Source organism: Streptomyces violens, assembly GCF_000717745.1.
GTDB classification, from domain to species: domain Bacteria; phylum Actinomycetota; class Actinomycetes; order Streptomycetales; family Streptomycetaceae; genus Streptomyces; species Streptomyces violens.
Window position 1 is genome coordinate 1 of sequence record NZ_JOBH01000026.1, and the last position, 24,967, is coordinate 24,967.

General features: G+C 72.2%; 21 protein-coding genes. 7 read left to right on the plus strand and 14 right to left on the minus strand.

The window, feature by feature from the left end:
- Nucleotides 1-3,512 (minus strand): DNA polymerase III subunit alpha (locus tag IF04_RS0133505; protein ID WP_030266786.1); only part of this gene is annotated, 3,512 nt, incomplete at its 3' end.
- 191 nt (nucleotides 3,513-3,703) lie between these two features.
- Between IF04_RS0133505 and IF04_RS0133510 the strand changes: the two genes are divergently transcribed.
- Nucleotides 3,704-4,780, plus strand: a complete 1,077-nt coding sequence (locus tag IF04_RS0133510; protein ID WP_030266788.1) for an ABC transporter permease — start codon at nucleotides 3,704-3,706, stop codon at nucleotides 4,778-4,780.
- An 83-nt stretch (nucleotides 4,781-4,863) separates the two neighbouring features.
- Here the strand turns inward: IF04_RS0133510 and IF04_RS0133515 are convergent, their stop codons facing one another.
- A complete protein-coding gene (locus tag IF04_RS0133515) occupies nucleotides 4,864-5,634 on the minus strand; it encodes an SDR family NAD(P)-dependent oxidoreductase (protein WP_030266790.1) in 771 nt (256 codons plus the stop codon).
- Between the two features lie 133 nt (nucleotides 5,635-5,767).
- On the opposite strand from IF04_RS0133515, the gene IF04_RS0133520 reads away from it, so the two are divergent.
- Nucleotides 5,768-6,406: a TetR/AcrR family transcriptional regulator gene (locus IF04_RS0133520; RefSeq protein ID WP_030266792.1), complete on the plus strand. Its 639-nt coding sequence runs from the start codon at nucleotides 5,768-5,770 to the stop codon at nucleotides 6,404-6,406.
- Between the two features lie 40 nt (nucleotides 6,407-6,446).
- Here IF04_RS0133520 and IF04_RS0133525 read toward each other — a convergent pair whose 3' ends face one another.
- A complete protein-coding gene (locus IF04_RS0133525; RefSeq protein ID WP_030266794.1) occupies nucleotides 6,447-8,093 on the minus strand; it encodes an amidohydrolase in 1,647 nt (548 codons plus the stop codon).
- 182 nt (nucleotides 8,094-8,275) lie between these two features.
- On the opposite strand from IF04_RS0133525, the gene IF04_RS0133530 reads away from it, so the two are divergent.
- Together IF04_RS0133530 and IF04_RS0133535 are read left to right on the plus strand one after the other, a co-directional pair.
- Nucleotides 8,276-8,869 carry a TetR/AcrR family transcriptional regulator gene (locus tag IF04_RS0133530; RefSeq protein WP_030266796.1) on the plus strand — a complete coding sequence of 198 codons (594 nt, stop codon included), beginning with the start codon at nucleotides 8,276-8,278 and terminating at the stop codon, nucleotides 8,867-8,869.
- A gap of 114 nt (nucleotides 8,870-8,983) precedes the next feature.
- A complete protein-coding gene (locus IF04_RS0133535) occupies nucleotides 8,984-9,748 on the plus strand; it encodes a metallophosphoesterase family protein (RefSeq protein ID WP_030266797.1) in 765 nt (254 codons plus the stop codon).
- 68 nt (nucleotides 9,749-9,816) lie between these two features.
- Here IF04_RS0133535 and IF04_RS0133540 read toward each other — a convergent pair whose 3' ends face one another.
- The 11 genes from IF04_RS0133540 to IF04_RS0133590 form a co-directional block, all read right to left on the minus strand.
- Entirely contained in the window at nucleotides 9,817-10,884 is a 1,068-nt protein-coding gene (locus IF04_RS0133540) for a S1 family peptidase (protein WP_030266801.1), read from the minus strand.
- A 346-nt stretch (nucleotides 10,885-11,230) separates the two neighbouring features.
- Nucleotides 11,231-12,286 (minus strand): slipin family protein, encoded by a 1,056-nt coding sequence (locus IF04_RS36260; protein ID WP_245654592.1) that lies wholly within the window; start codon nucleotides 12,284-12,286, stop codon nucleotides 11,231-11,233.
- A gap of 236 nt (nucleotides 12,287-12,522) precedes the next feature.
- Entirely contained in the window at nucleotides 12,523-13,422 is a 900-nt protein-coding gene (locus IF04_RS0133550; RefSeq protein ID WP_030266808.1) for a S1 family peptidase, read from the minus strand.
- Nucleotides 13,423-13,698: 276 nt separating this feature from the next.
- Nucleotides 13,699-14,484, minus strand: coding sequence for a DUF1684 domain-containing protein (locus IF04_RS0133555; RefSeq protein ID WP_030266811.1), 786 nt, complete (start codon nucleotides 14,482-14,484; stop codon nucleotides 13,699-13,701).
- 5 nt (nucleotides 14,485-14,489) lie between these two features.
- Entirely contained in the window at nucleotides 14,490-15,803 is a 1,314-nt protein-coding gene (locus IF04_RS0133560; RefSeq protein WP_030266814.1) for an NtaA/DmoA family FMN-dependent monooxygenase, read from the minus strand.
- The gene (locus IF04_RS0133565) at nucleotides 15,803-16,834 is read right to left on the minus strand and encodes an LLM class flavin-dependent oxidoreductase (RefSeq protein ID WP_030266817.1); all 1,032 of its coding nucleotides are present in this window, start codon (nucleotides 16,832-16,834) and stop codon (nucleotides 15,803-15,805) included. The genes IF04_RS0133560 and IF04_RS0133565 overlap by 1 nt, the downstream gene beginning before the upstream one ends.
- A 53-nt stretch (nucleotides 16,835-16,887) precedes the next feature.
- A complete protein-coding gene (locus IF04_RS0133570) occupies nucleotides 16,888-17,895 on the minus strand; it encodes an ABC transporter substrate-binding protein (protein ID WP_030266819.1) in 1,008 nt (335 codons plus the stop codon).
- 1 nt (nucleotide 17,896) lies between these two features.
- Complete coding sequence (locus IF04_RS0133575; RefSeq protein ID WP_030266821.1) at nucleotides 17,897-18,658, minus strand: amino acid ABC transporter ATP-binding protein; 762 nt, start codon at nucleotides 18,656-18,658, stop codon at nucleotides 17,897-17,899.
- Nucleotides 18,655-19,545 carry an amino acid ABC transporter permease gene (locus tag IF04_RS0133580; RefSeq protein ID WP_030266822.1) on the minus strand — a complete coding sequence of 297 codons (891 nt, stop codon included), beginning with the start codon at nucleotides 19,543-19,545 and terminating at the stop codon, nucleotides 18,655-18,657. Before IF04_RS0133580 ends, IF04_RS0133575 begins: the two co-directional genes overlap by 4 nt.
- Nucleotides 19,529-21,376, minus strand: coding sequence for an FAD/NAD(P)-binding protein (locus tag IF04_RS0133585; RefSeq protein ID WP_030266823.1), 1,848 nt, complete (start codon nucleotides 21,374-21,376; stop codon nucleotides 19,529-19,531). The genes IF04_RS0133580 and IF04_RS0133585 overlap by 17 nt, the downstream gene beginning before the upstream one ends.
- The gene (locus tag IF04_RS0133590; protein WP_030266824.1) at nucleotides 21,373-22,251 is read right to left on the minus strand and encodes an amino acid ABC transporter permease; all 879 of its coding nucleotides are present in this window, start codon (nucleotides 22,249-22,251) and stop codon (nucleotides 21,373-21,375) included. The genes IF04_RS0133585 and IF04_RS0133590 overlap by 4 nt, the downstream gene beginning before the upstream one ends.
- A gap of 487 nt (nucleotides 22,252-22,738) precedes the next feature.
- On the opposite strand from IF04_RS0133590, the gene IF04_RS0133595 reads away from it, so the two are divergent.
- The 3 genes from IF04_RS0133595 (at nucleotide 22,739) to IF04_RS0133605 (ending at nucleotide 24,916) form a co-directional block, all read left to right on the plus strand.
- Nucleotides 22,739-23,242 (plus strand): GNAT family N-acetyltransferase, encoded by a 504-nt coding sequence (locus IF04_RS0133595; protein WP_030266826.1) that lies wholly within the window; start codon nucleotides 22,739-22,741, stop codon nucleotides 23,240-23,242.
- Nucleotides 23,239-24,165 (plus strand): ABC transporter substrate-binding protein, encoded by a 927-nt coding sequence (locus IF04_RS0133600; protein WP_030266828.1) that lies wholly within the window; start codon nucleotides 23,239-23,241, stop codon nucleotides 24,163-24,165. Before IF04_RS0133595 ends, IF04_RS0133600 begins: the two co-directional genes overlap by 4 nt.
- A gap of 295 nt (nucleotides 24,166-24,460) precedes the next feature.
- Entirely contained in the window at nucleotides 24,461-24,916 is a 456-nt protein-coding gene (locus IF04_RS0133605; protein ID WP_030266831.1) for a cell division protein SepF, read from the plus strand.
- Nucleotides 24,917-24,967: the final 51 nt, after the last annotated feature.

The following is a 24,967-nucleotide window of genomic DNA, read 5'->3' on the forward strand; positions in this document are numbered from 1 at the left end:
GGTGGGGGGAGGGGAGGGTGGGAGGACAGGCGGGAGGTGACCGCGCGGAGGCCGCCCCTCTCCCGCAGTTCCGCCAGTTCCGCCAGGTTCCAGACCGCGGTGCCGACCACGCTGAGGCTGCGGGGGCCGCGGCGTTGGACCGTGCCGCGTACCAGGAGCAGCCAGGAGTGGAAGACGGTGTGGGCGCAGGTCTCGTGGCTGTCGTCGAAGAAGGCGCAGTCGACCAGGCCCGTGCTGTCGTCGAGGGTGGTGAAGATGACCCGGCGGCCGGAGCGGATCGGCGGCGTCTGGGTGGCCGCCTTGGCGCCGGCGACCAGGACCGTGTCACCGTGCCGGGCCTCGCTCAGCCGCTTGGCCGGGAGTACTCCCAGTTCGTTCAGGAACTGGGCGTGGTCCCCCATCAGGTGCCGGGAGGCGTCCATGCCCAGTACGCCCAGCTCGGCGCTGAGCCGTTCGGCTTCGCTCAGGTCCGGCAGTCCGGCCGGTGCCGATGCCGCGGTGGTCAGCGGGAGTTGGGTGTCGGCCGGTGCGCCGCGGTGCTGGCGGTGCAGTTCGGCGATGTGCAGCAGCAGGTCGCGGCGGTTGGCGCCGAAGGCGTCCAACGCGCCGACCCTGGCGAGGCGTTCGAGTACGGGGCGGCCCGGGTGGGCGCGGCGCCACAGGTCCTGGAGCGAGGTGTAGGGGCGGCCGGCGGCGATCCGGCCGGCCTCGGCCTCGCTGATGCCGTGTACTTCGGAGAGCGCGAGCCGCAGCCCCCACGTTCCGGAGGACCCGGCTGTTCCGGTCATTCCTGACGCCCCGGACGCCCCGGGAACCCTGGAAGTCCCGGGAACCCCGAAAGCCCCGAGAAACCTGGGAGTTCCGGAAGCGCCGGACGCCTTGGAAGAGCCTGAAGAGCCTGAAGAGCCGGAAGCCCCAACAGCCCCCGAAGAGTCGACGGCTTTGCCCCCGTTCGCACCACTCTCCCCAGACACCAGTTCGATTCGATAAGCGACATCGGACCGGTTCACGTCCAGGGGAAGGATCGGGACGCCGCGGCGGCGGGCATCGGCGAGGAGGAGGCGTTTGGGGTACATGCCGGGGTCGTGGGTGAGGAGGCCGGCGTAGAAGGCGGCCGGGTGGTGGGCCTTGAGCCAGGCGGACTGGTAGGTCGGTACGGCGAAGGCCACCGCGTGCGCCTTGCAGAAGCCGTACGAACCGAACGATTCGATGATCTCCCAGGTGCGGGCGATGTCTTCGGAGGAGTAGCCGTGCCGCGCGGCCCGTTCCGCGAACCAGACGCGGATGCGGCCCTGCGACTCGGGGTCGGACAGCCCGCGCCGCACCCGGTCGGCCTCGTCCAGGCCGCAGCCGGTCATCCGGTCCAGGATGTGCATGACCTGTTCGTGGAAGACCACGACGCCGTATGTCTCGCGCAGGTGTTCCGCCAGGTCGGGGTGGGGGTAGTGGACGGGTTTGCGGCCGTGCCGGGATTCGATGAAGGGCCGCACCATGTCGGCCGCGACCGGACCCGGGCGGAAGAGCGAGATGTCCACGACCAGGTCGTGGAAGGTGGCGGGCTGGAGCCGGCCGATCAGGTCGCGCTGGCCCGGCGACTCGATCTGGAAGCAGCCGAGGGTCTCGGTGGAGCGGATCAGGTCGTACGTGGCGGGGTCGCCCGGCGGTACCTGCGCCGGGTCGTCGATGTCCGGCGCGGGCCGCCCGGTGGCGCGGCCGATCTCGGCGGTGGCGTGCGCCATCGCGGACTGCATTCGTACGCCGAGTACGTCGAGCTTGAGCAGGCCGAGGTCCTCGACGTCGTCCTTGTCGAACTGCGACATGGGGAAGCCCTCGCCGCCGGTGGGCACCACGGGGGTGCGCGCGGTGAGCGTGGCGTCGGAGAGCAGTACGCCGCAGGGGTGCATGGCGGTGCCGCGGGGCAGCGCGTCCAGCCCCTCCACCAGGTCCCAGAAGGGCGGGGGCGGCGGGTTGTCCCGCAGGGCGCGCAGTTCGGGCAGTTCTTCCAGTGCCGCGCGGGCGTCGCGGGCGCGGATGTGCGGGAAGGACTTGGCGATCCGGTCCACCTCGTCGGGGTCCATGCCGAGTGCGGCGCCGACGTCGCGCACGGCGTGCCGTACGCGGTAGGTCTCGGGCATGGCGACGGCGGCGACGCGTTCGGCGCCGAAGCGGTCGAAGATCGCGTGGTAGACCTCCAGGCGGCGCGCGGATTCCACGTCGATGTCGATGTCGGGGAGGACGGCGCGGCGCTTGGAGAGGAAGCGTTCCATCAGCAGGCCGTGTTCGACGGGGTCGGCGTGGGCGATGCCGAGCAGGTGGTTGACGAGGGAGCCGGCGCCGGAGCCGCGTGCGGTGACGCGGATGCCGAGGCGCCGGGTGTCCTCGACGACCTGGGCGACGGTGAGGAAGTACGACGCGAAGCCGTGGTGGTCGATGATGTCCAGCTCGCGGTGGAGGCGTTCCCAGTACGTGCGGGCGGCCGGGCCGCGGTCGTAGCCGCGGCGGACCATTCCGGCGGCACTGCGGGAGCGGAGTACGCGGGAGGCCGTACGGTGCTCCGCGCCGACGAGCCGGGGTTCGGGGAAGTGGACGGTGCCGAGTCCGATGTCGTCCTGGGCGTCGACGAGGCACTCCCCCGCCGTCTCCTCGGTCATGGCGAGCAGCCGGTGGGCGGTGTCGCGGCGGTGGCCGGCGGCCTCGGCGATGCGTTCGGCGGTACGGGCCATGGTGTCGGCGTCCTTGAGCCAGCGTTCGCCGCTGTCGCGGGCTTCGGGGCGGTGGGGGTCGATGGGGACGAGGCGGCGGGCGGCGTCGAGGACGTCGGTGACCGGGCCCTGGCCGGGGTCGGCGTAGCGGACGGCGTTGCTGAGGACGGCGCGGATGCCCTGGTCGACGGCGAAGCCGAGGGTGCGGGCTGCGAGCCGGAGGGAGCCGGGCCCGGTGCCGGTGCGGCCGTGGTGGACGGCTTCGAGGCGCAGCGCGTCGCCGTACAGCTCGCGCCAGGGGGCGAGGAGGCGGGCGGCGCGGTCGGGGCGGCCGGCGGCGAGTGCGCGGCCGACTTCGGAGTCGGGGCCGAGGAGGACGGTGATGCCGTCCGTCGCGGTGGCCAGGTCGTCCCAGGGAAGGAGGGGGCGTTCGCGGTCGGTGGCGTGGGCGGCGGAGACCAGCCGGCACAGGGTGGCCCAGCCGCGGGCGCCGTCGCGGGCGAGGAAGACGGCGCGGGGGGCCGATTCGTCGATGAAGGCGCCGCCTCGTACGGGGGTGCGGCGGCGGGTCGTGGGGGTGGGGTCCGGCTGTCGTTCGGCGATCGCCAGCTCGGTGCCGAACAGCGGGCGGATGCCGGCTTCGGCGGCGGCCTTGGCGAAGCGTACGGCGCCGGCGAGGGAGTCTCGGTCGGTGAGGGCGAGGGCGTCCATGCCGCGCTCGGCCGCCCGCTCGGCGAGCCGTTCCGGGTGGGATGCGCCGTACCGCACGGAGAATCCCGATGCGGTGTGCAGGTGCGTGAACCGGGACATTCGCACCTCCTACCGCTTGAGCACCCCCCGACTGACCTTGCATCCCCCGCCTCCCTCACACCATAACGCTTTCTTCGAACGTCCGTGCGAACACGTTCGTGCGACGCGCCGGGGCATGCCGCACGCCCCCTTATTTTTTCGCCCAAAACGGAAGATAAGGGTGGCATCGCTACAGATACGAGGAGCAGCACATGGCCACAGCGGACGGCGGCACCGGGTCCGAGGACGGCGGCGGCACCCGCACCACCTTCGCCGGAGAGCTGAAGGACGCGGTGTCGGCGCGGGCCGCGCTGCTGATCGTCGGGGTGCTGGCCCTGACGGTCGCGTTCATCGCCTCGTACGCGGGCGCCTTCCACTCCCCCAAGCCCCGGGACGTGGCGTTCGCGGTCGTCGCACCCCCGCAGGAGCGCGGGCAGCTCGTCGCGAAGCTGGACCGGCTGCGGGGGTCGCCGCTCGACGCGCGGCCTGCTGGGTCGCGGGCCGAGGCCGTACGGCAGCTGAAGGACCGGGAGATCGACGGCGCGCTGGTGGTCGACCCGCGCGGCAAGCAGGACGAGCTGCTGGTCGCCGGGGGCAGCGGCAGCGCGCTCTCCGACGCGCTGCAGAAGGTCCTCACCAAGGCGGAGCAGGCGCAGCAGCGGACGATCAGGACGACCGACGTGGCCCCGGCGGACCCGCAGGACGCCCGCGGACTGTCGTCGTTCTACCTGGTGGTGGGGTGGTGCGTGGGCGGTTACCTGTGTGCCGCGATCCTCGCGATCAGTTACGGGGCCCGCCCCACGAACGGCCGGCGGGCCGTCATCCGGCTCGGGACGCTGCTGGTGTACTCGGTACTGGCCGGGCTGGCCGGTGCGCTCGTCATCGGCCCGGCGCTCGGCGCGCTGCCGGGCAGTGTCGTGGCGCTGTGGGGGCTGGGCGCGCTCATCGTGTTCGCGGTGGGCGCGACCACGTTCGCCTTCCAGGGCATCGCCGGGATCCTCGGCATCGGGCTGACGATCCTGGTGGTGGTGATCGGCGGGAATCCCAGTGCGGGCGGCGCCTATCCGTATCCGCTGCTGCCGCCCTTCTGGCACGCCATCGGGCCCGCGCTGCCGCCGGGCGCGGGCACCTGGGCGGCCCGTTCGATCGCGTACTTCGACGGGCGGGCGATGACGGGGCCGCTGCTGGTGCTCGCCGCGTGGGCGGTGCTCGCGGCGGCGCTGACGCTGGTCTTCGCGGCCCTCTCCCTGGGGCGGGGCGCGGTCGAGCGGAGCGAGCCGCGGCAGTAGGAGCGCGCCGCTGCCCGCGCCCGCCCGAGTACGCCCCACGCGCGCCCGTACGACGCGTCCCCGTACACGTGCCTCCGCACGGCTCACATGTGCGTACCGCCGTCGATCCGGATCTCCGTGCCCGTGACGAAGGCGCCGTCCTCGGAGCCCAGCATCGCGATGACGCCCGCGACGGTCTCCGGGCCCGCGAAGCCCTCGCCCATGGCCGGTGCGAGCTTCACGAAGAGGCTCATGTCGGCGTCCTCGGGCAGGCCGGGCCCGCGGCCCGTCGTCATGCCGCTGGCGATGGAGCCCGGCGCGACGCACACCGCGCGCAGCCCCTGCTTGCTGTACTCGCTCGCGATCGCGTGGGTCATGGACTGGATGCCGCCCTTGCTCGCCGCGTACGCCGCCATGTACGGGTGCGCGAACGAGGCCGAGGTCGAGCTGAAGTTGACGATCACCGGCTGCTCGCCCGCCAGCAGGGCGGGCAGCGACTCGCGGATCATCAGGAACGTGCCGGTCAGGTTGGTCGTGACGACCTTGTTCCAGAAGTCCAGGGTGGTCTTGTGGGTGTGCTCGGACCGCAGGATGCCGGCCGCGTTGACCAGCACGTCCAGGCCGCCGAGCGCCTCCACGGCGGTGGCCGTGCCGGCGACGACCGCGGCCTCGTCGGAGATGTCCAGGACCGTGGTGGTGAGCCGGCCGGCCGTGCCGTCCGCGGCGGCGCGTTCGGCGGTGGCCTTCAGGCCCTCCTCGCTGACGTCCGCCGCCACGACCCGGCCGCCCTCGGCGAGGATCCGGTGGACGGTGGCCTGTCCGATGCCGGACCCGCCGCCGGTGATCAGTACGCGGCGGCCCTCGTAGCGGTTCATGGTGTTCTCCGTTCTCGTCGGTGCGCGGCTCTCCGTCGAGCACGTGCGACTCCGTCACCGTACGCCTCAATGGCACACTGTGCCACCTCTGCAATTTATGCCACCTAGGCGTACCGCGGCGTAGACTCCGGCCATGCCCACCGCACCTCCCTCCCGTCCGTCCTCCCTCACCGAGCGGCGCAAGGCCGCGACCGAGCTGGAGATCGCCCGTACCGCGGCGGCGCTGTTCGCCGAGCGCGGCGCCGCCGTCACCGCCGAGGACATCGCCCGCGCGGCGGGGGTCGCGCCGCGCACCTTCTACCGCTACTTCCGCACCAAGGAGGACGCGGTCGCACCGCTGCTGACGGGCGGCGTACGGGACTGGGCCGAGGGGCTGGCCGAGCTGGCCGCGCGCGAGCCGGAGCTGCCGCTGGGCGAGGTACTGGAGCGGGCGGCCCGCGAGGCGCTGACGCCCGCCGACGCGCGGGCCGAGGAGGCGCTGGAGTGGACCCGGGGCCTGCTGCACGCGATGCAGGACAATCCGGCGCTGCGCGCGGTCTGGCACCGTGCGCACCACGAGTCCGAGCTGGCGCTGATCGACGTACTGGCCCGGACGACGACGGCCGGGCCGCTGGAGGTACGGCTGACCGCGGCCGCGGCGGACGGCGCGCTGCGGGCGGCGGTCGAGGTGTGGGCGGCGGGGGAGAGCGATTCACCTCCGGCGGAGCTGGCGGCGCGTGCGCTGCGGACGCTGGCGGCGGGGCTGCCGTGGCTGACGGAACGGCGCACGTAGAGCGGCAGCGGAACGGCGTACGTAGAGCGGCAGCGGCCGGCTACGCCGTGTGTGCCACCTCCCCGCCCACCACCACGACCTCCGCCACCGTCCCCGGAATGTCCTCCGGGGCGGTGCGCAGGAGGTCGCGGGAGAGGACGACGAAGTCGGCGAGCTTGCCGACGGTGAGTGAACCTCGCTCGTTCTCAAGGAAGTTGGCGTATGCCGAGCCCATGGTGTAGCCGTGTACGGCGGTCTCGACGTCGATGGTTTCCTGCGGGCCCCACGGCTCGCCGCCGCCCAGTGGCCGGCGGGTGACGGCGGTGTAGATGCCGATCATCGGGTCCATCTCGGCGACGTTCCAGTCGCTGGAGAAGGCGAGCACGGCCCCGGCCTCCTTCAGGCTGCGCAGCGGCCACGCCTTGTGCCAGCGGTCGGCGCCGACGTTCTCCGCCCAGTCCTGGCCGGGTCCGGCGATCTCGGGGGCCGCGTGCCGGGGCTGCATGCAGGCGACCACGCCCAGTTCGGCGAAGCGCGGGGTGTCGGCGGGGTCCAGGCATTCGACGTGGACGACCTGGTGGCGGGCGTCGCGCGGCCCGTTGAACTCCCGGGCACGCTCGACCGCGTCCAGGACGGTACGGATGCCACGGTCACCCGTCGCGTGCACGAAGCACTGGAAGCCGAGGGAGTCCAGCTCGGTCAGCAGCTCGGCGAACTCCTCGGGCGGGTAGAAGGTCTCGCCCCGGTGGTGACGGCAGCCCGCGTACGGTGCGAGCAGCGCGGCGGTGCGCGGCTCGACCACGTCGTCGATGTAGAGCTTGAGCGGGCCGACGCTCAGCCGGTCGTCGTCGTACTTCTCGGCGGCCGCGGCGAATTCGGTGAGGTCCGAGCCCGTCGTACCCCTCGGGTGGAAGAGGGCGGCGACGATACGGGACCGCAGTCGGCCCTCCTCCCTGGCGCGCTCGAACAGCGCCAGGTCGTCCAGCGAGTTCTGCGGTTCGACGACCGTCGTGATGCCACAGCGGATCGCGTCGTCCAGGCTGCCGGCCAGCCGCCGGTACTGGCGCTCGGGCGACGCCCACGGCACGCCGAGCTCACGCAGCGCGCGGTGGCCGTCCCGGGAGAGCCCGCGGACCGCGAAGTCCTTGAGGAACCCGGTGGGTTCGCCGGTCTCCGGGTCGGTCTCGGCCCGCCCGTACGGCAGATCGGTGTGGTCCTTGGTGATGCCGAGACGGCGCAGGGCCGCGGTGTTGAGCCAGGCGGTGTGCACGTCGTAGCTCAGGACGAAGGCGGGGGTGTCGCCCGTGACCGGGTCGAGGTCGGCGGCGCGCGGCATCCGGCCGCCGGGCAGAGCCGAGTAGTCCAGCGCCTCGGCCTCGATCCACTCGGCGTCGGGGTGGGCGTCGCGCCAGGTACGGATGCGGTCGTGCACCTCGTCGAGCGTGCGGGCCCCGGCGAGCTGTACGCAGGCGTCGTCGGAGCCGAGCCGTACGTGGTTGTGCGCGTCGATGAAGCCGGGCAGCGCCAACTTGCCCTGGGCATCGAGCACTTGGGTACGTCCCGAGATCCACTCACCGACCTCGGCGTCCGGGCCGAGCCAGACGATCCGGCCGTCGCGCACGGCCAGCGCCTCGGCCTCGGGGAGCGCGGGGTCCACGGTGTGGATACGGGCGTTGCGGAGGACGAGGTCGGCGGGCGGACGAGACATACTGCGGCTCCCATGGACTCGTGGACTTTGAACGGTGTTCTAATTTCTTGAACGGCATTCAAAATGCTCCCGACGCCCCGCGCAGGTCAAGACCTTGTGGCGAATCCCCGGGATAAGGTCGGGACGGCAGGGGCGCGGACGATCACAAACCCCGACGTTCACGGAGGAAGGCAGGCCGGGCGGTGGCACGACGGCGGGACGGGCAGGTCGCGGCCGACCGGATCCTGGAGGAGGCGATGGAGGCCATCGCCGAGGGCGGCCTCGCGGCGCTCACCATGTCGGCGCTGGCCAAGCGGCTCGGCACGAGCGGCGGCCACATCCTGTACTACTTCGGCAGCAAGGACCGGCTGCTGCTGGAAGCACTGCGGTTCAGCGAGGCGAAGCTCGCCGAGGAACGCCGGGCGCTGCTCGCCCGCCGGCTCGGCGCCGTGCGGATGCTGGACGCCTTCGTCGGCCTGTACCTGCCGCGCGGGCCGCGCGACCCGCGCTGGATGCTGTGGATCGAGCTGTGGGCCCGTACGGTCGCCAACGAACCGCTGCGCGAGACGCAGGAGGAGCTCGACCGGGGCTGGCGCGACGATCTGGCCGCGCTGCTGGCGAAGGGGGTCGCGCAGGGCCGCTTCGCCGCCGGGGACTGCACGGGCCGCGCCTCCGAACTGCTCGCGCTGCTGGACGGGCTCAGTACGCGGGTGGTGCTGGGGCAGCACGGCGCGGACCGGGCCACGGCCCTGGCCACGGCGAAGTCGGCCGCGGCCCGGCTGGTGGAGCGCGTCTGAGCCGTCCGGAAAGCCGGCACCGCGCCCCGCCGCCCCGGTACCGCACCGCTCCGCCCGGCTCAGCTCACAGCCGAACCGCCTCCCGCCCCGCCCAACCCCTGCCACGCTCCCCCCATGACCGACACCGCCGCGGTAGCCGTGCTGTCCGACATCCACGGAGTCGCCCCCGCGCTGGAAGCCGTACTCGCCGAGCCCGACGTGCGCGCGGCGCGCACCGTCGTCCTCACCGGCGACCTGCTGTCCGGGCCGCTCCCCCGCGAGACCCTCGACCTGCTGCGCGGCCTCGGCGACCGCGCCGTGTGGCTGGCCGGCAACGGCGAACGGGAACTGATCGCGAGCCACCGCGACCACCGCGCCCCGGCCCCCGACGCGATCACGCCCTGGGCGGCCGGGCAGCTCTCCCCCGCCGACATCGAACACCTCGCCGCGCTCCCGGCGACCGTGACGCTGGACGTGCCGGGCCTCGGCCCGGTCCTCTTCTGCCACGCCACACCGCGCGACGACACGGAGGTGGTGCTCGCCGACTCCCGGCGGGAGCGCTTCGCCGAGGTACTGGCCGGGGTGGCGGACGGCGTACGGACGGTGGTCTGCGGCCACACCCACATGCCGTTCGTCCGGATCGCGCACGGGCGGCTGGTGGTCAACCCGGGGAGCGTCGGGATGCCGTACGGGCGGCCCGGCGCGCACTGGGCGCTGCTCGGGCCGGGCGACGGCGCGGTCACGCTGCGGCGCACGCCGTACGACCGGGAGGCGGCCTGCGCCCGGATCGCGGCGGAGTCCGGCTTCCCAGGAGCGGCCGAGTGGGCGGACGAGTACGTACGGCACACCCACACCGCCGAGGAAGCACTCGCCGCCTTCGGGCCACTGGACGGACGGTGACGGCAAGCGGCCCGGCCCCCGGAGTACGGGAGCCGGGCCGCCGGGCCTCTTGGGCCGGAGTGCGGACGTCAGCCGATTTGTGCCCCGTAAGCCTGCAGGGCCTCGGTGACCGGCTGGAAGAAGGTCTCGCCGCCCGAGGAGCAGTCGCCGCTGCCGCCCGAGGTCAGGCCGAGGGCCTTGTCGCCGGCGAACAGCGCGCCGCCGCTGTCGCCCGGCTCGGCGCAGACATCGGTCTGGATCAGCCCGTCGACCGTGCCTTCCTGGTAGTTGACGCTGGCGTTCAGGGCCTTGACGGTGCCGTCGTGGAGCTGGGTGGTGGAGCCGCTGCGCTGGACGCTCTGGCCGACGGTGGCCTCGGCGGCGCCGCTGATGTCCTGGCTGCTGCCGTTGTAGAGGTTGACCGCGCTGGGGTGGTCGGTCTCGGCGGTGTACTTCACCAGCGCGTAGTCGTTGCCCGGGAAGCTGGATTCCGCGGTGGCGCCGATCTCGCCGCCGCCCTGGGAGTCCGACCAGCTCTGTACCGAGTTGCCGCAGTGGCCGGCGGTGAGGAAGTACGGCTGGCCGTCCTTGACGACGTTGAAGCCGAGCGAGCAGCGCGAGCCGCCGCCCCAGATCGCGTCGCCGCCGGCGACGAAGGGCTTGAACTCCCCCTTGCTGTGGGTGAGCTGCACCTTGCTGCCGAGGCTGTCGACGACCTTGGTGAGCTTCGCGAGCTTCGCGCCCTTGACCGTGCGGTCGGCGGTGACGACGACCTTGTTGCTCTTGGGGTCGATGCCCCAGGAGGTGCCGGGGATGGTGGCCTTGGTCTTCAGGGTCTGCCGGGCGCCGTTGAGCTGGGCGAGGGTGTGCTGGACGATTCTGGGCTCGGCGCCCTTGGCGCGTACGGCGTCGGCCGCGGCCTCGTCCACGACGTTGACGACCAGCTTCTTGGCCTTGGTGTCGTAGTACGAACCGGCCGTGCCGTCGGTGAGCTGCGCGGCGAGCTTGCCGGCCGCGGTGGGCGTCAGCGCGAGCGGCTTCGAGGTGGGCGCGGGGCTGGCGTTGGCGCTGAGCGCGAAGCCGGCGGTGGCGGCGAGGGCGAGGGCGCCCGCTCCGGCCAGTGCGGCGCGTCGCTTGGGTATGCGTCGGTGCTTCAACTCAAGACCTCCCGTGGGGGGAAGGGCCCGCCGGATCGTGGGGGAAGCTGCGGGCCCTGGGGGTGAGGGTCCGCGTCCGAAGTTCCGGACACGGACGTGCACGGACCGAACGGTCGCGTCCATGCCAATGCGCGCCGTCGAGTATTCCCACCCGTCACAGGCGCGCACAAGACCGGGTTCCGGTCTTGCGTACGACGCTTCACCGTTCGTCCACGGGTTCTGCACACCGATATCCGTGCATGGCCCTCCCCTGTCCGGTATAGCGCACACACGGTGAGCAGCAGATGATCAGCGCGCGGTGACGCTGCCGCTCCCGCACTCCCCCACGCGTCACGCGGTCACCGCGTCACTTGGACGTGTCGTCCCGCGGCACCTCGTCCCGCGGCGCCCCCTCGGCCCCCGGCACCTCCACCTCCGGGATCTCGACGCCCGGGACCTCCACCCCCGGCAGCTCGATGCCGGGCAGCTCCTCCTCCGCCGCGTCCAGCGGGATCTCCTCGCGGCTCACGGCCTCCCGAGGCACATCTTCCCGGGTCATGCGCTCCTTGAGCCGCTCTTCCGGACGCGCGTCCGCGGGCTCCGGCGCCCGGTCGCCGTTCCCGCCCCGCGCCCGCTCGTACGCCTGCGTCTGCGCCTGGGCCTGGAGGCCGGAGCGCTCCAGGAAGCGGAGCAGTTCGACGGGGAAGGGCAGGACGAGGGTGGAGTTCTTCTCCGCCGCGACCGCGACGACGGTCTGCAGCAGTCGCAGTTGGAGCGCGGCGGGCTGGTCGGCCATCTGCTGGGCGGCCTCGGACAGCTTCTTGGACGCCTGCAGCTCGGCGTCGGCGTTGATCACCCGGGCGCGCCGGTCGCGGGCCGCCTCCGCCTGCCGGGCCATCGACCGTTTCATGGTCTCCGGCAGCGAGACGTCCTTGATCTCCACCCGGTCGATCTGTACGCCCCAGCCCAGCGCCGGGCTGTCGATCATGACTTCCAGGCCCTGGTTGAGCTTCTCCCGGTTGGAGAGCAGATCGTCCAGGTCGCTCTTGCCGATGATCGAGCGCAGCGAGGTCTGGGCGACCTGGGAGACGGCGAAGCGGTAGTCCTCGACGCGGATGATCGCGTCGGCGGCGTCCACGACCTTGAAGTAGACCACCGCGTCCACCCGGACCGTGACATTGTCGCGGGTGATGCCCTCCTGGGCCGGCACCGGCATCGTGACGATCTGCATGTTGACCTTGCGCAGCCGGTCGACGATCGGGACGATCATGGTGAATCCCGGTTCGCGCACGGATGAGGCCAGCCGCCCGAGCCTCAGCACCACACCGCGTTCGTACTGCTTGACCACGCGGGCCGCCGCCATGACGTACACCGCGCCCGCCGCGGCCAGCGCCACGCCGGTGGTGACCAGTTCCTCGACCATCACGGCCCCCTAGACAAAGGTGTCCAGCCGTCCGAGTCGCACGTAGTTACACGGTATGCCCGGTTGCCGGGGCGGTCGAGTGCCAGGAGGATGCCGCACGTCAAAGGGCCCCCGCTCGCCGCGGCGAGCGGGGGCCTACTGCTGCTGGCTGCAGTCCAGGGGCGCAGTATTCCTCAGTACGTGCGGAGTGCCGAGAACACTCATCCGGCCATGGGGAAGGGCCGGGGCGTGCGTGCTCAGTACACGCTGACGCCGTAGGCGCTCAGCGCCTCGGTGACCGGCTGGAAGAACGTGGTGCCGCCGGAGGAGCAGTTGCCGCTGCCGCCGGAGGTCAGGCCGAGCGCCTTGGTGCCGGAGTACAGCGGGCCGCCGCTGTCGCCGGGCTCGGCGCAGACCGTGGTCTGGATCATGCCGTAGACGACGTCGCCGCCGCCGTAGTTGACGGTCGCGTTCAGGGCGGTGACGCGGCCGCTGTGGGTGCCGGTGGTGGAGCCGCGGCGGGTGACGGTCTGGCCGACGGACGGGGTGCCGGCGCTGGTGATGTCCTGGCCGCCGACGGTGCCCTCGTGCGAGACGGAGCCGGTGTACTTGATGATGCCGTAGTCGTTGGTGGGGAAGCTGGAGCCGGCGGTCGGGCCGATCAGCGCGCCGCTGCCGGTGGTCCACGACGAGCCGCCCTCGGTGCAGTGGCCTGCGGTGAGGGCGTAGTAGGTACCGCTGCTGTTGCGGACGTTGAAGCCCAGCGAGCAGCGGGAGCCGGAGGTGTAGATCGCGTCGCCGCCCGATATGTACTTCTGGAACTTGCCGGTGGTGCGCTCGAAGCTGAGGGCGCCGGCGTTGACGCCCGCCGCCTTCTTGATCTTCGCTATCTCGGCCTGGGAGACGGTCTTGTCGACCGTGACGACGACCTTGTTCGTCGCCTTGTCGACCCGCCACGCGGTACCGGCGACATCCGCCGCGCGGACCGAGTCGTCGGCCGCGGAGAGCTGCGTGGCACTGAACGTGGTGGCCGGTCGTACATCGGCGCTGGCACTGGGTATGGCCACGGCGCCTGCGACGAGAAGGCCGGACGCCACGGCGATCAGCCGGGTGCGTCTGGTGACGCCGCTGCGGGGGGTGGTGCGCTCGTTCCTCACTTCTTCCTCCGAGGGGAATCGGGGGTCGCCGGTGGGCGGCCCGTGAGGCGCAGCCAGGCAGCACGGGTTCCGTTTTCCGCGTGCCCCTGACAAGCGCTGAGACGGGAGTCTGGAGTGTCCGGGCCCGGTGCGCAAGAGGCCGTTTCCGGCCCGGGGCATGGCGGATGGCCCCGGCAGCATCGGTAACTGCTGCCGGGGCCGTCGTTTTGACCCCCTCGGTCGGATCTTCGACGTGCGGCCCGCCGAACCGGTTCCTGCGCGGCGGGTCCGCGCGCCTCATCCGCCGCTGAGCTGCCGTTCTCCGGCGCGCAGCGCGAACGGGAGGGTGTTGCCCGGCGGCGGGAACGGGCAGATGAAGTGGTCCGCGAAGGCGCACGGCGGCAGCAGGGTGCGGTTGAGATCGACGGTGACGGTGCCGTCGGCGGCGGGCGCGGGCGGCCGCAGGAACCGGAAGCGGTAGCTCTCCGTGCCGCTGGTGGCGTCGGCGAGCACGGCCCACAGCGAGCCGTCGGCCTCCACCGCGGCCTGCAGGGTGTGCTCCTCGCCGTCGACGGTGAAGGCGAGTTCGCCGCCGAGGCCGAGGCCCCGCTCCCGGCCGTCGGCGTTCGGCACCTGGACCGTCCGCCCCTGCTCGTAGGGGCGGAACCGGCCGGTCAGCCGCCACCGCGCGTCGTACGGGAAGGCGTCGATCCCGGCGAAGGCGCGCAGCGCCTCGGAGTGCGGGTCGAAGACGCGCACGGCCCACAGGCCCTCGCGCCGCAGGACCACCAGCCGCCGGTCGCCGTGGGTGACGCGGGCCGCCTCCGGCCCGCCGTCCGCGCCGAGGCGCACCTCGCCGTCGAGCGGTACGCCGTCCACCCGCAGCCCGTCCTCGGCCCCGGCGGTCAGGAGTACCGCGTCACCGTCCTCGGCCCACCGTCCCGGTACGCCCTCGATGCGGCCGCCGGGCTGGTCGGCGAGCCAGTACGTGCCGGTCAGCGCCAGGGGGCCGGCCGGTCCGGAGACGGTCCGCTCGCGCTCGGCGTGCCAGGCCCGCCAGTCCTTCTCTGCATCCGTGCTCATGGTCATCAACCCTTCCATACCGGGCGCGCCGCGGGCTGCTCCAGTCCCAGGTGCGAGCGGAGCGTGCCGCCCTCGTACTCCGTACGGAACGCGCCGCGCTCCTGCAGCAGCGGTACGACCCGGTCCACGAACTCGTCCAGGCCGCCGGGGGTGAGATGCGGTACGAGGATGAAGCCGTCGGCCGCGCCGGCGGTGACGAAGGCGTCCATCTCGGCCGCGACGGTCTCCGGGGTGCCGATGAAGGACTGCCGGCCGGTCGCCTCGATGACGGTCTCGCGGAGGGACAGCCCCTTGGTCTCGGAGAGCGCCCGCCAGCGGCCGGCGATCTCCTGGGGGTCTCCGAGCCGGGTCCGCCCCTGGGTGAGCTTCGGTTCGGGCTCGGGGTCGAAGTCGGGGAGCGGGCCGTCGGGGTCGAGGTGGGAGAGGTCCACGCCCCAGATCTGTTCCGCGGTGAGCAGCGCGTTCTGCGGGGAGACCTGCTGGCGGCGGATGTGGTGGGCCTTCTCCTGGGCCTCGGCCGCGGTGTCGCCGAGCACGAAGGTGACGCCCGGCATGATCTTCAGCGAGTCGTGCGTCCGGCCGTGCGCGGCCAGCCGCCCCTTCACGTCGGCGGAGAAGGCGCGGCCCGCCTCCAGGGTGCCGTGCCGGGTGAAGATCACGTCGGCGGCGGAGGCGGCGAAGTCGCGGCCCGCCGGGGAGTCCCCGGCCTGGATGACGACGGGGTGCCCCTGCGGGCTGCGCGGCACGGTGAATTCGCCATGGATGTCGAAGTGCTGCCCGCTGTGCGCGAAGGGGCGGGGCGTCCCGTCCTCGGACCAGGAGTCCCACAACTCGCGTGCGGTGGCGACGAATTCGGCGGCCCGGGTGTAGCGGTCCGCGTGGTCCAGATAGCCGCCCCGCCGGAAATTCTCACCCGTGAACGCGTCGGAGGACGTGACCACGTTCCAGGCGGCCCGGCCGTCGCTGAGGTGGTCCAGCGTGGCCAGCCGCCGGGCGAGTTCGTACGGCTCGTTGAAGGTCGCGTTGACGGTGGCGGCGAGGCCCAGCCGTTCGGTGACCGCGGCCAGCGCGTTCAGTACGGTGAGCGACTCGGGCCTGCCCACCACGTCCAGGTCGTGGATGCGGCCCTTGTGCTCGCGCAGCCGCAGCCCCTCGGCGAGGAAGAAGAAGTCGAACAGGCCGCGTTCGGCGGTGCGGGCCAGGTGCACGAAGGAATCGAAGTCGATCTGGGACTGGGACCTGGGGTCCTGCCATACCGTTGTGTTGTTCACACCCGGGAAGTGGGCGGCCAGGTGCAGCTGTTTGCGCGCGGTGGTCATCAGGATGCCTCTCCGGTACGGACGGCGTAGCGGCTGGCCGGGCGCTCCAGGCCGAGGTGGTCGCGCAGGGTGGCGCCCGGGTAGGAGCGGCGCAGCAGGCCACGCCGGCGGAGTACGGGGACCGTGCCCTCGACGAGATGGGCGAGGTCGCGCTCGGGGTCGGCGGGCCGGAGGTGGAAGCCGTCCGCCGCTTCGGTGGTGTGCCAGTCGGTGAGCAGCTCGGCGAGCCCGGCCGCGTCCCCCGGCGCGGGCAGCTCGACCGGCAGCGAGGCCAGCACCCGCAGCCGGTCGGGATCCCGGTCCAACTCCTCGGCTCGGGCGCGCAGTTCGGCGCGGGCCGTCGCCGCGGTGTCGGGGTCCTCGGCGCGTACCAGCGCGATGTCGGCGCGGGCCGCCGCGGTCTCCCGGGCCGCGTCCTCGGTGGCGTCGACGACGATGACGGGCCGGCCCTGCGGGGGCCTGGGGACGATGGAGGGGCCGCGTACGGAGAAGGGCTCGCCGGTGGAGGAGGTACCGCGGAAGTCGACGTAGTGCAGCTTGCCGCGGTCGATGAACCGGCCGGTGGCGGCGTCCCGGATCTCCGCGTCGTCCTCCCAGCTGTCCCAGAGCCGCCCTGCCACGTCGGCCACGTCGGCGGCCTCCCGCCACAGCGCGTCGGCAGGCGCTGCCGGGCGGCGCCCGAAGAGCGCGGCCTCGGCCGGGGTGCGGGACACGTCGGCCTGCCAGCCGGCCCGGCCACGGCTCACCCAGTCCAGGGTCTGCACGGCGGTGGCGACATGGAACGGCTCGGTGTGGGTGGTGGTCACCGTCGGGACCAGCCCGATGTGGTCGGTGTGCGGCGCGACCCTGGCCAGTACGGCGAGGGCGTCCGGGCCCGGCCGGGCGAAGGTGTCGCCGAGCGTGACGAAGTCGAGGGCTCCGCGCTCGGCGAGCCGGGCGAGGCGTATGTAGTGCTGCGCGTCGAACGGGCCCGGCGCGTCAGGGGTGTCGAGGGCGACGGCGAGGTGCGGCAGCCGCGGGGGTACGGACATGGGGGTACTCCTTCTCTGCGTGCGCTCCGTGATCTGCGTGCTCTCCGCGCCGGTCACTCCGCGGTCCTGGGCAGTCCACGCGGATTGATCTCCGACTTCTCGACGGCCTCGCTGCGCAGGTTCCAGCGGGCGAGGACCTTCTCGTACGCGCCGTTGTCGATGACGTGCTGGAGGGCCGCCGCATACGCGTCGACCAGGCCGTTGTCCTTCTTCGTGGTGGCCGCGATCTTGCCCTGGACGGCCTTGCCGCCGCCGGAGAAGGTGCCGACGATCTCCGTCTGGCCCGAGGCGGCGACGTGGTAGGCGGCGGTCGGGTGCGGCCCGAAGTAGCCGTCGATGCGGCCGGACTGGAGGGCCAGGTAGTAGTCGGAGGGGTTCTGGTAGTACGCGATGTCGACGGGCTTGCGGCCGGCCTTCTCGTTCTCCCGGCTCCACTCCACGAGGATCTTCTCCTGGTTGGTGCCGGAGCTGACCGCGATGCGCTTGCCGGCCACGTCGGCGGCGCCGCGCACCTTCCAGTGGCTGTTCTTCCGGGCCTCCAGGCCCAGTTCGTCCAGCCGGTAGGTGGCGAAGTCGTACTTCTCCTTGCGTTCCTCGGTGACCGTGACGTTGGAGAAGACGCCGTCGAGCTTGCCGCTGTCCAGGCCGACGAAGAGGTTCTCCCAGGAGAGCGGTGTGAAGCGCGGCTTCAGGCCGAGGGTGTCGGCGACGAGGGTGGCGAGGTCGCGTTCGACGCCGATGAGGGTGCGGTCGTCGCTGGCGTAGAAGGCGAGCGGGGGCGTGCTGCCGGTGCTCAGCCCGAAGGTGAGCGTGCCCCGCTCCCGTATCCGGGCGGGCACCTTCGCGGCGATCGAGGAAACCTTCCCGACGTGGATGCGGTGCTGGTCGGGGCTGGTGTTGATCTGCTCCGCGCCGGTGCCGACCCGGTCGGTGCCGGCGTCCGCCGTCGAGGCCGCGCCGCTGCCGCAGGCCCCCAGCAGCAGGGACCCTGCGGTGGCGGCGAGGGCGGCGGTCAGGACGTGGCGGCGGTGCACGGACGGGCTCCTTCTGGTGAATGACATGTCACAGGACCTTGGAGAGGAAGGACTTGGTGCGCTCGTGGCGCGGCGCGTCGAGCACCTGGGAGGGCGGGCCCTGTTCGACGACGCGCCCTTCGTCCATGAAGACGACGGTGTCGGCGACCTCGCGGGCGAAGCCGATCTCGTGCGTGACGACGATCATCGTGGTGCCCTGGTGCGCGAGGTCCTTGATGACGTCGAGGACCTCGCCGACCAGCTCCGGGTCGAGCGCCGAGGTCGGCTCGTCGAAGAGGAGCAGCTTCGGTTCCAGGGCGAGGGCGCGGGCGATGGCCACGCGCTGCTGCTGGCCGCCGGAGAGCTGCTTGGGGTAGGCGTCGGCCTTGTCGGCGAGGCCGACCCGTTCGAGCAGCCGCCGGGCGGTGGCCTCGGCGTCCTTCCGGGACCTCTTCAGGGCCGAGACGGGCGCCTCGGTGATGTTCTCCAGCACGGTCAGATGCGGGAAGAGATGGAAGTTCTGGAAGACGAAGCCGATGTGCGTGCGCTGCTTGAGGATCTCGCGTTCGCGCAGCTCGTACAGCCTGTTGCCGGATCGCCGGTAACCGACGAGAGCACCGTCCACGCTCACCTGGCCGCTGTCCACCTTCTCCAAGTGGTTGATGGTGCGCAGCAGTGTGGACTTGCCGGAGCCGGACGGGCCGAGGACGACGGTGACCTCGCCGGTGCGGACGGTCAGGTCGATGCCGCGCAGCACCTCCACCGGGCCGAAGCTCTTGGTCACGGACCTGATGTCGACCATCGCGGTCATCGCGTGGCCCCCTTTGCGAAGTGTCGTTCGATGGCGTGCTGGACGAGGGAGAGGGCGCCGGTGAGCAGGACGTACCAGACGGTGGCGACCATCAGGAGCGGGACGACCCGGCCGTTGCGCCCGTAGATGACCTGGGCCTGGTAGAAGAGTTCGCCGATCGCCATGACGGAGACGATCGAGGTGCCCTTGAAGAGGGAGATGACCTCGTTGGCGGCGTTGGGCAGAATTCCGCGCATGGCCTGCGGCAGGACGATCCGGCGGAGCTGCCGCAGCCGGGGGATGCCGAGGGCCGCCGCGGCCTGCGTCTGGCCGCCGTCCACGGCCAGCACGCCGCCGCGCACGATCTCCGCGGCGTACGCGGCCTGGTGCAGCGCGAGCCCGAGGACGGCCGCGCTCATCGCGCCGACCAGCCCCGCCGTGTCGAAGGAGACGAAGCCGGGGCCGAAGGGGATGCCGATGTCGAGCCGCTTGTAGAGGTAGGCGAGGTTGAACCAGAACAGCAGCTGGACGATGAGCGGGACGGCGCGGAAGATCCAGATGTAGCCGACGGCCACCGCGCGCAGGAACGGGCTGTCCGACAGCCGCATGAAGGCGAGGACCAGGCCGAGGAGAAAGCCGAGGGCCGTGCCGTAGACGGTGAGCTGGAGGGTGGTGCCCACGGCGCGCAGGATGGTGCCCGCGGTGAAGTACTGCGCGAAGACCGGCCACTCCCAGCCGGGGTTGGTGAGCAGCCCGTGGGCGAACTGGGCGAGCAGGACGGCGGTGAGCGCGCAGGCGATCCAGCGTCCCGGGTGACGGACGGGGACGATCTCGAGGGCGGCCTCCGGCGCGTCCGTACGGGCGCGTCCGGGGGCCTCGCTCAGCGGCGGGTCACTGGTCAGCGGCATGGGAGTCCTTGGTGGTCCGTGCGAGGAAGGCGAGCAGGGTGCGCGCCGTGGCGTCGTTCTGGCGGAAGGAGGGGGCGTTGGTACCGGGGCGGGTGAAGGCACCGGAGGCGCGTGCGTCGGTGTGCGGGCCGAGCGCGAAGCGGCGCGGATGGGTCCGGCCGCTACGGTCCAGGACCCGGCCGTCCGCGGCGTCGACGCGCAGCAGCCCGCCGGGCGTGGCGGCGGCACCGTCGGCGTACAGGCCGCGCAGCAGCGCGTCCCGGCTGTGTACGACGGAGGGTTCGGGGAGCCGGGCCTCGACGAGCGCGCGGGCGGTGACCTCGGCGCCGGGCAGGCTCGCGCTGCGCGCCCGGAAGCGGCCGCTCTCCGCGTCGGCGGTGACCGAGACGTCGGCGCCGAGGAACTTCACGACGCCGGCCCGGGAGAGCGCGAGCAGCTGCCGCAGCCGGGGCCCGGGCGGCCCGGAGGCGAGGTAGCTGAAGAAGCCGTGCCACCAAGGGCCGCGGTCGCCGATCCGGGTGAGCTGCCCGTAGACGGACAGCAGCGCGAGGAAGACGGCCTGGTCGGGGCTGTACGCGGGGTCGTGGCGGCGGTCCAGGTCGGCCTGGATGTACGCACGCAGGCCGTCCTGGAGCGCCGCCTCGCTGCCGAAGCGCACGCCGTCCAGCGGGTGGTCGAGCGCTTCGAGGTCGAGGCGGTCGGCGGGGTCGGGCACGGAGGCGGCGACCAGGGCCTGGAGGGCGGCGCTGCCGAAGTCGGTGGCCGCGTACTTCTCCTCGAAGTCGGTCCAGTGGACGGCGGTGCGCTCCGGATGGGCGGTGAACAGCCGGTGGTAGTGGGCGAATCCCAGCTCCTTGGCGATCAGCGGCCACACGTCCCGGGTGAAGTCGGCGCCGCCGGGCCGGGCGAGCAGCGCGTCCACCTCCGCGGGACCGAAGAACCGCGGCAGCGGCGGCCGTTCGCCCGTCCAGCCGTAACCGATCTTGGAGTGGTACGGCACCCCGCGCCGCGACCCGACGTGCAGCACCGGCTCCTCGCCCGAGGGCAGATACGCGAGCTCCCCGTCGGGCCGGGTCAGGTAGCGGCCGCCGCGGCCCTCGGTGAGCAGGATCATCAGGTCGACGAAGGCCAGGCCCATGCCCCGCACCAGTACCGGTTCGCCCGCCCGCAGCCCGGACAGCTCGCTGTCGGCGGTGAAGTCCGGCGGCAGATACGTGAGTCCGTGCTCGGCGGCGAAGGCTGCCAACGCCCGCTGTTCGGGCGGCGGTTCGGCGGCCAGGTGGCCGAGGGTGAGGACGACGAGGTCGGCGACGAGCGGGGTGGGGCGGCCCGCCAGCCAGACCTGCTGGCTTCCGTCGCGCGGGCCCGCGACGCGGACGGCGCGCTGCCGGCGCTCGTGCACGGTGATGCCGGGCGGCAGCTCCGCGACCGTCCGCGCGTACACCCACTCCAGATAGCCGCTCTGCAGCCGGCGGCCGGCGAAGTCCCGCGGCCCGAGCGCACCGGCCGCCTCCGCCAGGCCGGGCGCCACGTCGACGGCACCGTCCCTGACCTGCTGCGCCCAGTCGGCGAGCGTGGGCCCCGGGCGGACCGGCCCGGCCATCTCCACCGAGTCGTCGGTGAACATCGTGACGTCCTCGGCGGTGGAGTTCATCCACAGCAGCGGGGACTGGTCGTGCCGCCAGATCCGGCCGCCGCCGGGCGGATGCGGGTCGACGAGGTGGACGTCCAGCTCCCGGTCGCCGTACAGCTCCGCGGCGTTGGCGGCGATCCGCTCCAGCAGCCCGGTCCCCCGCGGCCCGGCTCCCACGATCACCAGGGAGGACCTCATCGGGTGCGCTCCGCACCGCGTGCGTAATGCCGCTCCAGGTAGTGCTGGCCGACGCTGAGCAGCGAGGTGATCAGTACGTACCAGAGGGTGGCGACCAGCAGCAGCGGGATGACCTGGTAGGTGCGGTGGTAGACCAACTGGACGGAGTACAGCAGGTCCTGGACGGCGATGACGCTGACGATCGAGGTGCCCTTGAGGGTGCCGATCAGCATGTTCCCGGCGGGCGGCACGATCGAGCGCATCGCCTGCGGCAGCACGATCCGCAGCCCGCGGCGCCAGCGGCTCAGGCCGAGGGACTGCGCGGCCTCCAACTGGCCGCGGTCGACGGAGAGGATGCCGCCGCGGACCACCTCGGCGGCGTACGCGGCCTCGTGCAGGGTGAGGCCGATGAGCGCGACCGTGAGCGGTCCGAGGAGGTTCACGGTCTTGATGCCGAGGATGTGCGGGTACAGCGCTCCGATGTTGAACCAGAACAGCAGCTGCACCAGGATCGGCATGGACCGGAACAGCCAGACGTAGCCCCACGCGACGCTTCTGAGCACGGGGTTGGCGGACAGCCGCATCGCGGCGAGCAGCGTGCCGAGCGCGAAGCCGAGCACCATGACCAGCGCGGTGAGCCAGAGCGTGAGGCCGAGGCCGCGCAGCACGGCGGTGGTGAGGAAGTAGCCCGCGACCACGTCCCACTGGAACGCGTCGTTGCGGACGACGGAGGTGGCGGCGAGCGCGAGCAGCGCCAGGACGAGGGCGGCGGCGACCCATTGGCCGGTGCGGCGACGCGGGACGATGCGGGGCGCCTCGGTGGCGCCGGTTCTCACGGGCGGCGGCGCCGGAGCAGGTGTGTCGAGGGTGCCGGAGGCCGGCTGAACGGAAGGCATGCGAAGGCTCCGTGGATGCAGAGATCGAACACGGGGTGAAACGCCTTCACACAGGCGGAGAAACGGTCGCGCCCCTCAGCACGGCCGGTCCTTGAGGCTATGGCGGAGGTACCGCACCCTGTCAACCCTGTCCACACTCTGAGAATCGAATCTCAGGGACAGTTGACGCGGAAACGGATGCCTGCTCCACTTGGCCGCATGTACTCATGGCAGCGGCTGGTCACACGCGACCACATCGACTTCGGTCGAGTGTGGTCGTCGTCCTGTTGAGCTGACCCCCTGCCCCTGGGGCGCGTCTTGAGGCACGCCCTTGCCCGCCGCCTTCTCCGGCCGGGCCGTTTCGCGGTTCCGATCCGTCTTCCCTGATCCCGCCGCGCCTTCACACACCTTTTCCGCGCCTCCCCTCGGCGCACCTTTCCCACTCTCCCCCTGTCCCTTCGGCCTGCTCGAAGAAGGGCGCAACGCCATGCGCTTCGGCGCCACGACAATGACAGACACTGACCTGACGGTGCGTCACACCACGGTCTCCGACCCGCTGGCCCGCCCGCTCCTCGCGGAGCTGACGCACGAATACAGCACCCGCTACCAGAAACCCGTGGACCTGGACCGGGAGTACCCACCGGAGGAATTCGCCCCACCCGGCGGCGCGTTCCTGCTGCTCCTGCAGAGCGGCCGGCCGGTGGCCGGAGGCGCGTACCGGCAGTACGACGCCACCACCGCCGAACTCAAACGCATCTGGACCGACTCGGCGCACCGCCGCCGCGGCCTGGCCCGGCAGGTGCTGCGTGTGCTGGAGGCCGACGCGGCGAGCCGCGGATACGTCCGGCTGTACCTGACCACCGGGCCTCGGCAGCCGGAGGCCAAGGCCCTGTATCTGGCGGCCGGTTACCGCCCCCTCTTCGACCTGACGGCCGACCCGGAGTCGATCGGCCCGCTGCCGTTCGAGAAGGATCTGCCGGCCGCCCATCCCCTGGAGACCCCGAACCCATGAGCCCGAACGCCACCAGAGCCGCCGTACTGCTCGCCGCCTCGGCCCTCGCCCTGACCTCCTGCGCCGCGCCGAAGGAGACGGCGAACACGGCCGGCGCGTCCGACGCCAGGATTCCCACCACCGATGTGATCAAGGGCGTCAAGAAGGACCCGGCCGCCGCGGAGCTGCTGCCGGAGGCCGTACGCAAGCGCGGCACGCTCACCCTCGCGACCAGCGTCGGCTCGCCGCCGGGCGCGGCCTACCTGCCGGACGGAAAGACCGTGGCCGGCCAGGACATCGACTTCGCCGACGCCGCGGCGAAGGTCCTCGGGCTGCGCCTCAAGCGCGAGGTGGCGAGCTTTGAAGCGATCCTGCCCGCGCTCGGGAGCGGCAAGTACGACCTGGGAACCGGCAATTTCGGCGTCACGAAGGAGCGCCGGAAGACGGTCGACTTCGTCACGTACATCAACGACGGGCAGGGCTTCGCGGTCCGCGACGACAGCCCGCTGAAGAAGGTCACCGACCTGACACAGTTGTGCGGCCGGACGGTGGCGACCTCGGCGGGCACGACCTTCGAAGCGACGCTGGAGGCGAACCGCCCGAAGTGCGCGCAGGCAGGCAGGAAGCCGTACGAGGTCAAGACCTACGCCGACCAGGGCGCGCTGTGGATCTCCCTGCAGCAGGGCCGCAGCGATGTCGTCATGAGCACCATCAACGGGCTGCGCTACGCGGTGCGGCAGCAGCAGGGGCTGCGCTTCCTCAACGAGTACCAGCGTCTCGACGTGGGTTTCGCCTTCAAGAAGGGCAGCGACCTCACGCCTGCGTTCCGGGCCGCGGTGAACCGGCTGCGGAAGGACGGCACGTACGACCGCATCCTGAAGAAGTGGGGCACGAGCAGTTCGGCGATCGACGCCTCCCGGATCAACCCGCCGGCGAAGGGATGACGGACGCCGGCTGACCGGTCAACGCGCATATGCCCTGGTCCCCTCCTTACGGACCCATTCTTTCCGGTATGTTCCACTCTGTCCTGCCGGAGGGGGCCAAGGGAGCACGCACCCCGTGTGACACCCTTCGCACAGTCAGTTCGCGGTCGTCGCCTTGAAGCTGACGCTGTGCCATCCTCATTGCACCAGATGTGTCACGAACCCCCCATGCGGCGGCTATCCACTTGGCACATCATCCGCGTCATGGCCGACCATAGAGGGGCGGACAGCACACCGCGGGAGAGAGGAGGCGTCCATGGGATCGGTGCGCAAGGCGAGTGCGTGGCTTGGCCTCGTCGACGACAACGATGACGAGCGTTACTACGACGACGACTACGCCGAGGGGTCCGAGTCCGAACAGACGGGCGGCAACTCCTGGGTGACCGACCCCCGCGTGCGGGTGGCCGACCAGACCGCGCAGCAGCAGGGCACCCGGATCGCCACGATCACGCCGGACGGCTTCCGGGACGCCCGCGGGATCGGCGAGCTCTTCCGGTCCGGTGTGCCGGTCATCGTGAACCTCACGGCCATGGAGTCCACCGACGCCAAGCGCGTCGTCGACTTCGCCGCGGGGCTGACCTTCGGGCTGCGCGGCTCCATCGAGCGCGTGGCGACCCGCGTTTTCCTTCTCACCCCGCCCGACTACCGGATCGTGAGCGGCGGCGAGGCCACGGGCCGCGGCCGCCAGGGCGGGTTCTTCAACCAGAGCTGAGTGTTCTCTTGCGGATCGGCGAAGGCCGGTCCGCAAGAGAACACCGGCCGG

What these genes read in the sequence shown, in the direction of transcription:
- IF04_RS0133510 (WP_030266788.1), top strand. Translation starts at nt 3,704, where the DNA reads ATGGCCACAGCGGACGGCGGCACCGGGTCCGAGGACGGCGGCGGCACC.
- IF04_RS0133515 (WP_030266790.1), bottom strand. Translation starts at nt 5,634, where the DNA reads ATGAACCGCTACGAGGGCCGCCGCGTACTGATCACCGGCGGCGGGTCC.
- IF04_RS0133520 (WP_030266792.1), top strand. Translation starts at nt 5,768, where the DNA reads ATGCCCACCGCACCTCCCTCCCGTCCGTCCTCCCTCACCGAGCGGCGC.
- IF04_RS0133525 (WP_030266794.1), bottom strand. Translation starts at nt 8,093, where the DNA reads ATGTCTCGTCCGCCCGCCGACCTCGTCCTCCGCAACGCCCGTATCCAC.
- IF04_RS0133535 (WP_030266797.1), top strand. Translation starts at nt 8,984, where the DNA reads ATGACCGACACCGCCGCGGTAGCCGTGCTGTCCGACATCCACGGAGTC.
- IF04_RS36260 (WP_245654592.1), bottom strand. Translation starts at nt 12,286, where the DNA reads ATGGTCGAGGAACTGGTCACCACCGGCGTGGCGCTGGCCGCGGCGGGC.
- IF04_RS0133555 (WP_030266811.1), bottom strand. Translation starts at nt 14,484, where the DNA reads ATGAGCACGGATGCAGAGAAGGACTGGCGGGCCTGGCACGCCGAGCGC.
- IF04_RS0133560 (WP_030266814.1), bottom strand. Translation starts at nt 15,803, where the DNA reads ATGACCACCGCGCGCAAACAGCTGCACCTGGCCGCCCACTTCCCGGGT.
- IF04_RS0133565 (WP_030266817.1), bottom strand. Translation starts at nt 16,834, where the DNA reads ATGTCCGTACCCCCGCGGCTGCCGCACCTCGCCGTCGCCCTCGACACC.
- IF04_RS0133570 (WP_030266819.1), bottom strand. Translation starts at nt 17,895, where the DNA reads ATGTCATTCACCAGAAGGAGCCCGTCCGTGCACCGCCGCCACGTCCTG.
- IF04_RS0133575 (WP_030266821.1), bottom strand. Translation starts at nt 18,658, where the DNA reads ATGACCGCGATGGTCGACATCAGGTCCGTGACCAAGAGCTTCGGCCCG.
- IF04_RS0133580 (WP_030266822.1), bottom strand. Translation starts at nt 19,545, where the DNA reads ATGCCGCTGACCAGTGACCCGCCGCTGAGCGAGGCCCCCGGACGCGCC.
- IF04_RS0133585 (WP_030266823.1), bottom strand. Translation starts at nt 21,376, where the DNA reads ATGAGGTCCTCCCTGGTGATCGTGGGAGCCGGGCCGCGGGGGACCGGG.
- IF04_RS0133590 (WP_030266824.1), bottom strand. Translation starts at nt 22,251, where the DNA reads ATGCCTTCCGTTCAGCCGGCCTCCGGCACCCTCGACACACCTGCTCCG.
- IF04_RS0133595 (WP_030266826.1), top strand. Translation starts at nt 22,739, where the DNA reads ATGACAGACACTGACCTGACGGTGCGTCACACCACGGTCTCCGACCCG.
- IF04_RS0133600 (WP_030266828.1), top strand. Translation starts at nt 23,239, where the DNA reads ATGAGCCCGAACGCCACCAGAGCCGCCGTACTGCTCGCCGCCTCGGCC.
- IF04_RS0133605 (WP_030266831.1), top strand. Translation starts at nt 24,461, where the DNA reads ATGGGATCGGTGCGCAAGGCGAGTGCGTGGCTTGGCCTCGTCGACGAC.